Here is a 12,402-nt window from a genome sequence, read left to right as displayed (position 1 = left end):
AACCTCTCATCACGTTGACCGCAATCAGGCCTTGACTGTGATGCCGCGAACCGGGAGTGCTGCGGAAAGGCGTCCATGATCGGATGCCGGCGATCCCCACGCCTGATGCTTCCAGCGATCCGTGCTTGGCCGGGTGGGGTGGTCATCCTGTCCGAGCGGCAGATAGGACCGACCGTCGTCTCCGACTCGTGTAGCCACGGGTACCGCGCCGGGTAAAACTCAGGCGACCATTGGCGCCCGCCATGACACCGTCTAAGCGGACCTCCCGCATCGGAGGTAACTCGGCCGGCTAGGAGCGGGGGAAGCTGGCAAGACCAATTCCTTTCAGTAGAACGACAACCGCGTACGAGCAGAATCCGTGGAGCGGCGCGGCCTCACAACGCCACTGGTCGCCTGGTCAGTATTGATGCGCCTGCAGTGACCGTCACTGCGGTACCGCCAGTGCCAGAAGGGCTGAATAATGACTGTTCGCACCATCGGATACATCGTCGGCAGTATCTCCTCCACCTCTATCAACCGCCGTCTCGCGAGGGCACTGCGAAGGATCGCCCCGGAGGGCATGTATCTCGTCGAGATCCCCATCAGGGACCTTCCTTTTTACTCGCAGGACTTCGACGCCGACATCCCGCAGGTCGCCCGAGAGTTCAAGCAGGCCATCGACTACGTTGACGGCGTCATCATCGTGACCCCGGAGTACAGCCGGTCAATTCCGGGAGTACTCAAGAACGCCCTCGACTGGATCGCGCGACCGGTGGGCCAGAGCTCGCTGAGTGGCAAGCCAACGGCCGTCATCGGCACCTCTGCTGGATCCGTCAGCACCGCCGCAGCGCAACAGCACCTGAAGGCGATCCTCAGCCACCTGAACGCGCCCACGCTCGGTCAGCCTGAGGGGTACATCCAGTCCTTGCCGGGAATGTTTACCGACGAGGGCGAGGTGACCAGCGAGGGTACAGCCGAGTTCCTGGTGGGATATCTTCACGCATTCGACGCGCTGGTCGACCGCTACGCGGATGCTCCTGCCGTTCTCGCGAGGTAGATCCGCTCTCCCGAGGGGAACGGGCGCTGATCGAACCTGGGCGTCGCTCCACGACACCTTCGCGCATCAGCGACGGACGTATATGACGAAGCGGTACCGCGTCCCGGTCCGGCTGGTATGCCATTCGCGCTCGCCCGGGTCGACGAGAAGTCGAGTCCACTCCGCGCTCAGTTCGGGGGCCAGCACGTCGCCGTCGACCTCGACGTCCACCTCGGTCACGTGCACTTCACGGAGCCGGCTCAAGGCGCCGGCGTAAAGAGTGCCACCGCCGATGACCCAGGTGTCAGGGCTCAGCGCCGCGGCGCTTTCCAGCGCAGCGTCGAGGGAGTGAACCACGGTGGCGCCGGAGGCGCGGAATGAGACGTCTCGGGAGACGACGATGTTAGGGCGGTTCGGAAGCGGACGATAGCGATCCGGAAGCGACTGCCAGGTGCGACGGCCCATGACCACCGGCTCCGTTGCGGTGACTCGCTTGAAGTACGCCAAATCCTCCGGTAAGTACCAGGGGAGTCCGCCGTCGGCTCCGATGACGCGCGAGCGCGATTGTGCCCAGATGGCCCGCAACGTGGTTGTCACACCGCCACCGCAGCCCGGATGGCCGCGTGGTGCTGGTAGTCCTGCAGTTCGAAATCGTCAAAGGTGTAGTCGAACAAGGTGGACGGATCCCGGCGCAGCTTCATCCGCGGGTAAGGGAAGGGAGCACGTGAGAGCTGCTCCTGAACCTGGAGGCGGTGGTTGTCGTAGATGTGGCAGTCGCCGCCGGTCCAAACGAAATCGCCCGGCTCCAGATTCGTCTGCTGTGCCACCATCAACGTCAGCAGCGCGTAGGAGGCGATGTTGAACGGCACACCGAGAAACATGTCCGCGCTGCGCTGGTAGAGCTGACAGCTCAGTTTGCCGTCCGCGACGTAGAACTGAAAGAAGGCGTGACACGGCGGGAGTGCCATCGCGTCTACATCAGCGGGGTTCCAGGCGGTCACGATGTGCCGGCGGCTGTCGGGGTTGCTTTTGATCTGAACGACGACGTTCGCTATCTGGTCGATGCTCTCGCCTGACGGAGTGGGCCACGAGCGCCATTGGACGCCGTAGACGGGACCGAGCTCGCCGTCCGCATCGGCCCACTCGTTCCAGATGGATACGCCGTGCTCTTGCAGCCAGCGAACGTTGGACTCGCCCCGGAGAAACCAGAGGAGTTCGTAGGCCACCGACGCAAAGTGGACGCGCTTGGTCGTGATCAGGGGAAACCCCTGCGCGAGGTTAAACCGCATTTGTCGGCCGAACACGCTCGTCGTGCCCGTTCCCGTGCGGTCGCCCTTCGGTGTGCCGGTGGACATCACCTCACGCAGGAGGTCTTCGTAGGGGGTCGGGATGCTCATGGCCACCCGGTTAGCGTACCCACCGGCATCCTCGCGACCACGCGACTTAGCCGCCTCACAATGCGGCGCGCGTCCTGGTCCTTATTGTGAGCGGCGCCGACACAGCCGTGATGGGAGTCATCGTGAGCACCATGCACACCGCAAGCATCGCGGGCCTCGAGCGCGATTATCGACGCATCGGAATCGACCGGGACCGGATCGTGGCGAGAGAAGACGGAGCACGCACGGACGGACGCAGAGGGACCTACGAGTGGTGGTACTTCGATGCGCACCTCGACAACGGTGCGAAGCTCGTCGCGATCTTCATGACGAAGGATCTGTCGACGCCGGGTAAGCCGCTATCGCCGATGATTCGATTGAATCTCGATCTGCCTGACGGACGCAGCCGAAGCTTCATCCGGAGCTTCCCGGCCGGCGTGTTCTCAGCATCCGCGGAGGGCGCGGATGTGCGTATCGCGGAGAACCGCTTCGTCGGTGATCTCTCGCATTACGAGATCGATGTGGAGCTGGACGACGTCGTCGTTCGCGTGGCTCTGGACGCGACGATCCGCCCGTGGCGCCCGGAAACGGGATACCTCGTGTTCGGCGAGAAGCGAGACCGGGAATTCTCCTGGTTGCCCGCAGTTCCGGAGGGAACGGTTCGTGGGTACTACGAGGTGGCGGGTATCCGCACTGAGGTGACGGGGGTTGGCTACCACGACCACAACTGGGGCAATGTCGGCATGACGAAGATCATCAATGACTGGTATTGGGCCCGCGGCAAGGCCGGACCGTACTCCGTCATCGCGTCGTACATCACTGCTCATGAAGATTTCGACTTCGACGGGATTCCCATCTTTATGCTTGCCAAGGACGGTCACATCGTCGCGGACGGTGCGGAGTTCGTCCGATTTCGCGCCTCCGACGCGTACATCGACCCGAGGACTGGAAAGCCGGTTGCCAACGTCACGCGATATACCTACGACGACGGCGCCGACCGGTACGTCGTCACCTTCGCGAGACGACGCGACCTCGTCGCTGCGACCTTCGTCGAGCAGATGGACGGGTGGCGCAAGCTCGCCGCCCGGCTGATGCGGTTCGACGGCGCATACCTTCGTTTTGTCGGTGATCTCACTGTTGAACGATGGTCGGGGAACCGACTCGCCGAAACCTTCACCGACGAGGCCATCTGGGAAGTCATGTATTTCGGCCATGCCAGGACGGACGGCAAATCCGCGGTCCGAGTCCGCTGAGTAGACAGCAATGACGCCGGACGAATTCAATGAACAGCACTCCGCAATGCAGGAGGAAAGACGCCACCTCGCATCACTAGCCTTTCGGATGCTGGGATCCGTGACCGGTGCTGAGGACGCCGTGCAGGAGTCTTACATCAGCTGGTATTACCTGACGGCAGATGAACAAGACGCGGTCGAGACACCCCGAACATGGCTGACTCGAGCCGTATCTCGTGCTTGTCTGAGCAAACTCACGAACGCAGACCGAGAGAGCGCGCACCACTCGGAGGCCTGGTTGCCCAAGTCTCGTCACACCGATGATGAGGAGACGCGCTTCGAGGTGACGGAAGCGATGACCCCAGCAGAACGCGTCTCCCTGGTGCTCGACGCGCTGAACATGACGTTCGAGCAGATGGCCGAGATCCTGGACCACTCGCCGGCTGTGTGCCAGCGCATCACCGACGCCGCTCGTCGCCGGAAGACGGAAAGCCGCACGCAGCGAACCGAGCGCGCGCAGCATGACGATGTCGTGACGGTTTTCGCGTCGGCGGCCCACAACCGCGACAAAGCGGCGCTTCTCGCCGTTATGGATCCGCATGTCCGACTTGAGCCGAGCTGCGACGGGAACACGAAGCAGACGCGGAGGCGAGTGCTCAGTGCCGCGGACGCGTCGTTGTACATTCTGTCTTCTCTGGAGAGATGTCCGGCCGTGGCGGTCCTCCCGCAGGACAGTCCCATAGGTCTTGGGCTCGCGCTTTGGGACGACGGCCGTATCATCGCAGCGGTGTCAGTCGCCGTCCGCCACCAAGCAATTGCGGCGATTCAGCTACAGGGTGCGCACGAGGACCTTTGCTGACGCCGGCCTTGAAGGGGCGGGCGCGCGTGAGAATACCGTTGAAAACGACCAGGACCTGACTGGGTTGTTCGCCTGTGTGCAGTCAGTTCCACAACGACAGCTTGTAGGGGTTCATCACGAGACGAACCGCCGAAACCGTCCGCCCCGTGACATTCAACGTCGCAACACCGACGACGCGGCCGTCGCGGCGCAGTGCGAAGCCGAGGCGATCCGCCGTTTCCACGTCTTCAACGGTGATCGATGGGTACTTGCGAATCACACCAAGGAGGAACCGAGCGACCTTGTCGGCGCCGGAAATCGGTCGGCGCGCGGCCGTGACGTGACCGCCGCCGTCCGATCGCACCTCCACGCGAGGGTCCAGGACGGCGAGCAGGGCGGCCAAATCCCCTTCCCGCGCGGCGTCAGCGAAGGCGCGAACCACCCTGTCATGCTCCTCTCGGGTGACAGGCTGACCCCGGCCGTCCCTCACGCGACGGCGGGCTGCTGTGGCCAGTTGCCGGCAACCGGCCGGCGTGCGACCGACGATCGCGGCGATCTCGTCGAACGGGACCGCGAAGACGTCGTGTAGGACGAACGACACCCGCTCGGCTGGGGTCATCGATTCGAGGAGAAGGAGGAGTGCGGTACTGACGGAGTCATCCAGAGTGACCCGCTCGAGCGGATCGGAAAGCTCTGAAGTAAGTGTCGGCTCGAAGGCGCCTACGGGAACGGGCTCCGGTAGCCACGGTCCGGTGTAGAGCTCGCGGTTGTGACGAGCGGATGTCAGAACGTTCAGGCAAACGCGGCTGACGGCGCGCGTGAGCCACGCGGCCGGCGTGACGACGGAGTCGCGCTCCTCCGCGCGCATGCGGTACCAACGCACGTAGGTGTCCTGAACGGCGTCTTCCGCATCGGCCGCCGTGCCGAGCATACGGAACGCTATAGCGAGCAAACGTGGGCGTTCCCTCTCCACCGCCGTCGGGCCCACACGTGCGTCGGGAGGCATCCATCACTCTCGCGGGGTTCATTGGTGCGGGGGCAGAGCACGATACTGGTCCGAATCGCTCGCCCCAGCGTACCGATGGCCGTAGACGCGATGCCGTGACGCGATCGTCAGGCCCACATGGTGAGCTTGTGCGGGTTCATCATCATCCGTACGTCACTTACCAGACCATTCAATACGTCCAGGGTCACGACCCCGAAGACTCGCCCGTTCTCCCGCAGGGCGAAGCCCGTCCCGTCGGGCGTGACCTGCTCCACGACCGACGCGTAGGGGTGTTTGCTCAACACGCCCAGGACGAAGCGAGCGACCTTGTTGCTCCCCATGATGGGGTTCAAAGCGGCGGTCACGATGCCGCCTCCATCGGAGCGGAGGACGACTTGAGGATCGAGCACGGCGACGAGACCGGCGATGTCGCCCGCGCGGGCTGCTGCCGCGAAAGCCTTCACAACTCTTTCGTGTTCGCTGTGCGTCGCTCTACGGTTACGACTTTTCTGGACGCGCCCCCGAGCGGACATAGCTAGCTGCCTACACGCAGCCGGAGTTCGACCGACGATCTCAGCGATCTCGTCGAATGTCATTGCGAACACATCGTGCAGGACGAACGCGACGCGCTCCGCGGGGGTCATGGCTTCCAGTACGACGAGCAGCGCGGTGCTTATGGACTCGTCCAAAGTCACTCGTTCGAGAGGGTCCTCCGCCCCCGCCGCGGGTGACGCCAGAGCCAACGCGGGGACGGGCTCTGGAAGCCACTCGCCGACGTACGTCTCCCGACGGTGTCTTGCGGAGGCGAGGACGTTGAGACAAATCCTGCTTGTCGCTCGAGTGAGCCAGGCCCGTGGCACGATTATGGCGTCGCGTTCGGACTCACTCATTCGATACCAACGAATGTAAGTCTCCTGCACGGCGTCTTCTGCGTCCGCTACTGTGCCCAGCATCCGGAAAGCAAGCGACACCAATCGGCGACGCTCGTCCCACACGTCGTAGTCCCCGCCGTCGTGCTCGTTGCCGGCCATCGTGAGCCTCCTGTCACCTAATTGACCGAGCAAGCGGAAGAAATGTGAGGTGCAACCCCACAGCGCTTGTCTGATGCCTCAGCTGATCACGCGCAGCGGATCTTCGAGCAGAGACGAGAGTGTGGCAAGGAAACGGGCCGCGTCGGCTCCGTCGATGATGCGGTGGTCGGCCGTGAGCGTGAAGGTGAGCCGTTTGCGACTCTCCACTCGTCCGTTCTCGAGAGCCAGCTCGTCCCGGACGGCTCCCACCGCGAGGATCGCACCTTGCGGCGGGTTGATGAGGGCGGTGAAATGGTCGATGCCGAACATCCCGAGATTGCTGATGGTGAAGGTTCCGTCGCTCATGTCTGCGAACGTCAGCTTCCGCTCGCTCGCCCTGGACACGAGTGTGCGGGCGGTGATGGCGATTGCGCTGACCGAGACGCGATCCGCGTTGTGTACCACTGGCACAATGAGCCCCGCCGGTGAGGCCACCGCGAACCCCACATTCACACGAGCGTGCAGGAGCGTGTGCCCGTCACCTTCGGGGTCGTATGACGCGTTCACGGCAGGGTTGAGGCGCAAGGCCACGGCGGCCGCGCGCAGGAGAAGATCGTTCACGCTGACTTTGACACCTACCTCCGAATGAGCCGAGTTGATCTCCGCCCTCAGCGACAAGAGGTGGTCCACATCCGCGGATGCCGTCGCGGTGAACGTCGGGATGTCTGAGCCGCTCGCCGTCAGCCGCGCAGCGACTGCCTGGCGAACCGCGTCGAACGGCACTCGCGTCGGTTCGCGACGATCCCTGGTGGCTTCGAGGATCGAGGACACGTCGGTGGCCGGCGCTGCTGCTCCTGGAAGATCAGCGCGCACGATGCGGCCTGCGGGGCCGCTCCCCGACACGGTGTGCAGATCGATCCCGCGTTCTCGGGCGAGCCGTCGCACCAGCGGCGTAGCGGCTTGGCGATCCTCTGGATCGTGTTCCCGTGCACGTGGCGTTGACGTGGTCTCTGCGCTCGTCCGGTTCACCGCCGCGGTCCCGCCGCCGGTGGGAGGCGGAGCGGCTCCGCGGGATCCGCTCTCGGGTTGGTTGTTGTTCTGGCCGTTGTCGAGGCGTGCGATGGGGGTACCGATCTCGACGTTCTGGCCCTCTGGGACGAGGATCTCGACGAGGGTGCCCGCGTCGTAGGCTTCCTGCTCCATGAGAGCCTTATCCGTCTCGATCTCCACGAGGATGTCGCCGGGCTTCACCATGTCGCCGGGCTTCTTTCGCCATGCGGCGATGGCGCCTTCGGTCATGGTGTCTGACAGCCGCGGCATGAGGATGTCAATCATGGTCGTCCTTCCTGGTCCGGCGAGCCACGGAATCGAGGGTTTCGAGGATCGCGATGATGGCGTCGTCGATCGAGGGGAGTGCTGCAGTCTCGAGCGACTTCGCGTAGGGCATCGGCACCTCCGCCATCGCAACTCGACGCACGGGGGCGTCGAGCCAGTCGAAGGCGCCATCAGAGATGGTCGCCGCGATTTCTGCGCCGATGCCGTAGGTCAGCCAGTCGTCCTCCAACACGACGGCACAGTGGGTTTTCTTCACTGACGCGATGATGGTCTCTCGGTCCAGCGGGCGAAGACTGCGGAGGTCGATCACTTCGACCTCGATGCCCTCCTCGGCGAGCCGGGCGGCTGCTTGGCGGGCGATGACGGCCATCCGGGAGTACGCCACCACGGTGACGTCTCGTCCCTCCTGGGCCACTACGGCGCGACCGATCTCAACCGGTTTAGTGATATCGGGGACCTCGCCGGTGGTGTTGTAGAGAGAGAGGTTCTCGAGGACGAGCACGGGATCGTCGTCGCGTATCGCGGCGACCATGAGCGCCTTCGCATCAGCAGGGGTCGACGGCGCAACCACCTTCATCCCCGGGACGAACGCGTAGTACAGCTCGATGTTCTGTGAGTGAGTAGCTCCCAGCTGTTGCCCGCCGCCCCCCGGTGTGCGGATCACCATGGGAACCGCCGCTTGCCCGCCGAACATCCCATAGATCTTGGCCGCGTGGTTGACGATCTGGTCCAGGGCCAGCAGTGAGAAGTTGATGGTCATGATCTCGACCACGGGGCGCAGTCCCACCACCGCGGCCCCGATCGCCGCGCCGGTGAAACCCTCCTCAGCGATGGGGGCGTCTCGCACCCGTCGCGGACCGAACTCTTCGAGCATTCCCGCCGTGATCTTGTACGAGCCTTCGAAGATTCCGATCTCCTCACCAATGAGGAAGACACTCGGATCACGCAGCATCTCCTCCCTCAGAGCATCGTGAATTGCCTGCCGATAGCTGATGACGCTCATGCGGGTACCTCCCTGAGTGTCGCGGCCGGCCGGGGCGCCGCCGGGTAGAGAGCCTGGCCGGGGAGTCGACGTGAGTCGTTGGGAACCGCCGTCGCGTAGGTGTAGTCAAACAGCGACGAGATCTCCGGGTGCGGGCTCGCCTCCGCGTACCGCACAGCTTCTGCGACGGAAGCCATCGCCTCCGCGTCGATCTCCGCCATCGTCTCGTCCGTGAGCAGGCCGTGGTCTTTCAGCTTCTGCGCATACTTCCTCACCGGATCGGCGGCGATCAGGGCGCTCGCCTCGTCTCGGCTGCGGTAGCGAGCCGGGTCGACGACAGAGTGGCCTTTGAGGCGCTTGGTGGTCGTCTCCAGGAGGTATGGCTTGCCGTTCCGTGCGCTGTCGAGAGCGGCTAGGGCCGCCTCGTACACCGCGGCAGGATCTTCGCCGTCCACGATGGCCGAAGCCATCCGGTAAGACGACGCGCGTTTGTGGAGCTCGGGTTCGGCCGACGACTGCGCCACCGTGGTGCCCATGCCAAGGCCGTTGTTGTTGACGATGTAGACCACAGGCAGCGACCACAAAGCCGCGATGTTCAACGACTCGTGGAAGGCGCCGATATTCGTCGTCCCGTCCCCCATGAGGCACACCACCGCTTCCGGGCCGCCGCGGTACGCCACGGCCAGGGCGGTACCGGTTGCGAGCGGCACCTGGCCGCCGACGATTCCGTAACCCCCCATGAAGCGGGAGGCCGCATCGAAAAGGTGCATGGACCCTCCCCAGCCCTTGGACACTCCGTCCTTCCGTCCGTACAGTTCGGCCATGACACGGCCGGGGCTGATCCCCCGAGCGAGCGCGTAGCCGTGATCCCGGTAGTTCGTATAGATGTAGTCCTCGGCGCCGACGGCAGCCACGATGCCTACGACTGTCGCCTCCTCGCCGAGGTTCAGGTGGCAGTACCCGCCGATCTTCGCCTCCGAGTACGCCCGGGCAGCGCGCTCCTCGAACCGACGGATCAGCACCATCTTCCGGTAGAAGCGCACAGGCATTCCTGGGTCGGCGAGACCGGCGGCTTTCCGTTTCGCGGAAGCAGACTGACGAGCTGCGTTCGTCTTCTCGGGCATGCGGGTCCTTTCGGCGAGGCGCGGCGGCCTCGCATGGCGCGCTCGTGAAGACGTGAACGCTGTGCTCGGGATCTCCGAGTTGGCCGATTCGCGCTTCTGCGCGACACGCGCTTACCCATCAGGACCACGCGGCCGCTCCGCATGTGAGGTGCGGGTTACCGAGTCCCGCACAACCTCACAAACCTGCCGTGCACGTGGTCTTCCATGTGGGCACCTGACGTGCCCGGAAACGAGAGGACGATCGATGTCTCAAGTGCATATGGGCAAGGTGCATCCGGCCGCTTATCAGGCCATGACGGAGTTGAACGCCCGCGCGGCAGCTGCCGCGAAGGAGTCCGGGCTCGATGCGATGCTCGTCGAACTCGTGAAGATCCGTGCCTCACAGATCAACGGATGCGCGTACTGCCTGCGGCTCCATGTCAAAGACGCCGTCAAACTCGGCGAAACCCAGGATCGTCTGGCCGTGTTGGCGGCGTGGTGGGAGTCGCAGTACTTCACGCCGCAGGAACAGGCGGCACTGCAGATTGCCGAGCAGGTCACGCACATCGGCACGCCCCCGTGGCAGGTCGACCGGGGCATCGACGTGGGCACGGTTCTTACCGACCACCAGATCTCCGCGGCCACCTGGGTTGCCGTCGCCATCAATTCCGCGAATCGGGTCGCCATCAGCAGCCACTTCCGAGTAGGCCCGGCGTCGGAAGGAACCGCTCATGCAACCGACTGAACGTCGCATCTCCACCACAGTTCTGGTGATCGGAACCGGGGGCTCCGGCCTCCGTGCTGCCATCGAACTCGCCGAGCGGCGCGTAGACGTCCTCGCGGTCGGCAAGCGACCGAAACAGGACGCGCACACCTCGCTCGCTGCCGGCGGCATCAACGCCGCCCTCGCCACGATGGATGAAGATGACAGTTGGCAGCAGCACGCAGCGGACACCATCAAAGAGAGCTACTTCCTCGCGAATCCACACACCGCGGAAATCGTGACAAAGAATGCACAGCGGGGGATCGAGGATCTCGAACGGTACGGCATGCCGTTCGCTCGTGAGGCGGACGGGCGCATCAGCCAGCGCTTCTTCGGGGCGCACACCTACCGTCGCACCGCCTTCGCAGGGGACTACACCGGGCTGGAGATTCAGCGCACTCTCATCAAACGCGCGGAAGAACTCGACGTACCTGTCATGGACGACGTCTACATCACCCGTCTCCTCGTGAAGGACAACGTGGTCTTCGGCGCTTACGGGTTCAACACCTCCAGCGGAGAATGCGTGCTGATCCATGCCGACGCTGTGATCCTGGCAGCGGGCGGCCACAACCGGATCTGGCGACGGACATCGTCTCGTCGCGACGAGAACACCGGCGATTCGTTCCGGCTTGCGACCCTCGCCGGTGGACGTATCAGGGATCCCGAGCTCGTACAGTTCCATCCCAGCGGCATCATCGAGCCGGAAGGCGCGGCCGGGACTCTCATCAGCGAGGCGGCCCGGGGCGAAGGGGGACTACTCCGCAACGCTCACGGGGAACGGTTCATGGCCCGCTACGACCCTGAGCGTATGGAGCTGTCGACTCGCGACCGCGTAGCACTGGCGGCGTATACAGAGATCGCAGAAGGTCGCGGGACCGAGAAGGGCGGTGTCTTGCTGGATGTGTCCCATCTGCCCCGCGAGACCATCATGACCAAACTCCCTCGCGTGTACTCGACCATGCTCGAACTGCAGATGCTCGACGTCACGACGACACCCATGGAAATCGCACCCACCGCGCACTACTCAATGGGCGGTGTGTGGGTACGTCCCGAAGACCATTCGACCGATGTCGCCGGTCTCTACGCCATTGGCGAAGCATCCAGCGGCCTGCACGGGGCAAACCGCCTCGGAGGGAACTCCCTCATCGAACTGCTCGTCTTCGGCCGCATCGTCGGCGAAGCCGCCGCAAACTACAGCGCCGGGCTCGCCGCACAGACGCGCTCAACCGACGCCGTCGACGAAGCCCGGCAAGAGATCCGAACCGCTCTTCGCTCAGACGGCGCCGAGAACGTCCGTGTGCTTCAGCGCGCCATCCGGAACACGATGACCACCCACGCGGGAGTCGTTCGGAGCGAAGCAGGTCTTCTGGTCGGTCTTGAAGAGTTGAGCGACACCGAGACCCGATTCACCGACATCGGCGTGCACCCGGACGTGGCCGGCTTCCAGGCCCTCGCCCACTACTTCGACCTACGCGCCGCAGCCATCGCCGCAAGAGCGACCATGCGCGCAGCACTCGAACGGCGGGAGACGCGCGGCGCACACAATCGCAGCGACTATCCCGAAATGGACCCGAAGCTCACGGTCAACCTGGTGTGGTCACCCGACGACACCGTCGAACACGAGCGGATCCCGCCCGTAGCGCCGGAGGTGCAGGCGCTGATCACAGAGGTTTCGGCCGACGGGAAGCTCGTCGAGTAGGGAAGACCAGCACTCCTTCTCGACCGTTCAACGCTTGCTCGCGCCGGTGCTGTCCACGCCAGCC

The 12,402-nt window shown here is 64.2% G+C and carries 12 protein-coding genes; 5 read left to right on the top strand and 7 right to left on the bottom strand.

What is annotated here, in order from left to right; translation table 11 throughout:
- Nucleotides 1-460: 460 nt before the first annotated feature.
- Complete coding sequence (locus AC4FS2_RS13315; protein ID WP_491156225.1) at nt 461-1,036, top strand: NADPH-dependent FMN reductase; 576 nt, start codon at nt 461-463, stop codon at nt 1,034-1,036.
- Between the two features lie 66 nt (nt 1,037-1,102).
- On the opposite strand, the gene AC4FS2_RS13310 is transcribed toward AC4FS2_RS13315, so the two are convergent.
- Together AC4FS2_RS13310 and AC4FS2_RS13305 are read right to left on the bottom strand one after the other, a co-directional pair.
- Entirely contained in the window at nt 1,103-1,612 is a 510-nt protein-coding gene (locus AC4FS2_RS13310; RefSeq protein ID WP_491156226.1) for a dihydrofolate reductase, read from the bottom strand.
- Nucleotides 1,609-2,412, bottom strand: a complete 804-nt coding sequence (locus AC4FS2_RS13305; protein WP_491156776.1) for a thymidylate synthase — start codon at nt 2,410-2,412, stop codon at nt 1,609-1,611. Before AC4FS2_RS13305 ends, AC4FS2_RS13310 begins: the two co-directional genes overlap by 4 nt.
- 305 nt (nt 2,413-2,717) lie before the next feature.
- Between AC4FS2_RS13305 and AC4FS2_RS13300 the strand changes: the two genes are divergently transcribed.
- The gene (locus tag AC4FS2_RS13300) at nt 2,718-3,644 is read left to right on the top strand and encodes a lipocalin-like domain-containing protein (protein ID WP_491177585.1); all 927 of its coding nucleotides are present in this window, start codon (nt 2,718-2,720) and stop codon (nt 3,642-3,644) included.
- A 10-nt stretch (nt 3,645-3,654) separates the two neighbouring features.
- Complete coding sequence (locus tag AC4FS2_RS13295; protein WP_491156228.1) at nt 3,655-4,482, top strand: sigma factor; 828 nt, start codon at nt 3,655-3,657, stop codon at nt 4,480-4,482.
- Nucleotides 4,483-4,564: 82 nt separating this feature from the next.
- Here AC4FS2_RS13295 and sigJ (AC4FS2_RS13290) read toward each other — a convergent pair whose 3' ends face one another.
- From sigJ (AC4FS2_RS13290) to pdhA, 5 genes are all read right to left on the bottom strand, one after another.
- Nucleotides 4,565-5,467, bottom strand: coding sequence for an RNA polymerase sigma factor SigJ (sigJ, locus tag AC4FS2_RS13290; RefSeq protein WP_491156230.1), 903 nt, complete (start codon nt 5,465-5,467; stop codon nt 4,565-4,567).
- 107 nt (nt 5,468-5,574) lie between these two features.
- On the bottom strand, nt 5,575-6,477 hold the full coding sequence (gene sigJ, locus AC4FS2_RS13285) for an RNA polymerase sigma factor SigJ (RefSeq protein WP_491156232.1): 903 nt from the start codon (nt 6,475-6,477) through the stop codon (nt 5,575-5,577).
- A gap of 78 nt (nt 6,478-6,555) precedes the next feature.
- Complete coding sequence (locus AC4FS2_RS13280) at nt 6,556-7,791, bottom strand: dihydrolipoamide acetyltransferase family protein (protein WP_491156233.1); 1,236 nt, start codon at nt 7,789-7,791, stop codon at nt 6,556-6,558.
- Nucleotides 7,784-8,794 (bottom strand): alpha-ketoacid dehydrogenase subunit beta, encoded by a 1,011-nt coding sequence (locus AC4FS2_RS13275; protein ID WP_491156235.1) that lies wholly within the window; start codon nt 8,792-8,794, stop codon nt 7,784-7,786. The genes AC4FS2_RS13280 and AC4FS2_RS13275 overlap by 8 nt, the downstream gene beginning before the upstream one ends.
- The gene (gene pdhA / locus AC4FS2_RS13270) at nt 8,791-9,897 is read right to left on the bottom strand and encodes a pyruvate dehydrogenase (acetyl-transferring) E1 component subunit alpha (RefSeq protein ID WP_491156237.1); all 1,107 of its coding nucleotides are present in this window, start codon (nt 9,895-9,897) and stop codon (nt 8,791-8,793) included. The genes AC4FS2_RS13275 and pdhA overlap by 4 nt, the downstream gene beginning before the upstream one ends.
- Nucleotides 9,898-10,141: 244 nt before the next feature.
- Here pdhA and AC4FS2_RS13265 point away from each other — a divergent pair, with 244 nt between their 5' ends.
- Nucleotides 10,142-10,621, top strand: a complete 480-nt coding sequence (locus AC4FS2_RS13265; protein WP_491156238.1) for a carboxymuconolactone decarboxylase family protein — start codon at nt 10,142-10,144, stop codon at nt 10,619-10,621.
- Nucleotides 10,608-12,338 (top strand): FAD-binding protein, encoded by a 1,731-nt coding sequence (locus AC4FS2_RS13260; RefSeq protein ID WP_491156239.1) that lies wholly within the window; start codon nt 10,608-10,610, stop codon nt 12,336-12,338. Before AC4FS2_RS13265 ends, AC4FS2_RS13260 begins: the two co-directional genes overlap by 14 nt.
- Nucleotides 12,339-12,402 lie beyond the last annotated feature (64 nt).

The sequence above is a fragment of the Microbacterium sp. Z10_103 genome, from assembly GCF_058310455.1.
This window is presented reverse-complemented; position numbering and strand designations above follow the sequence as displayed.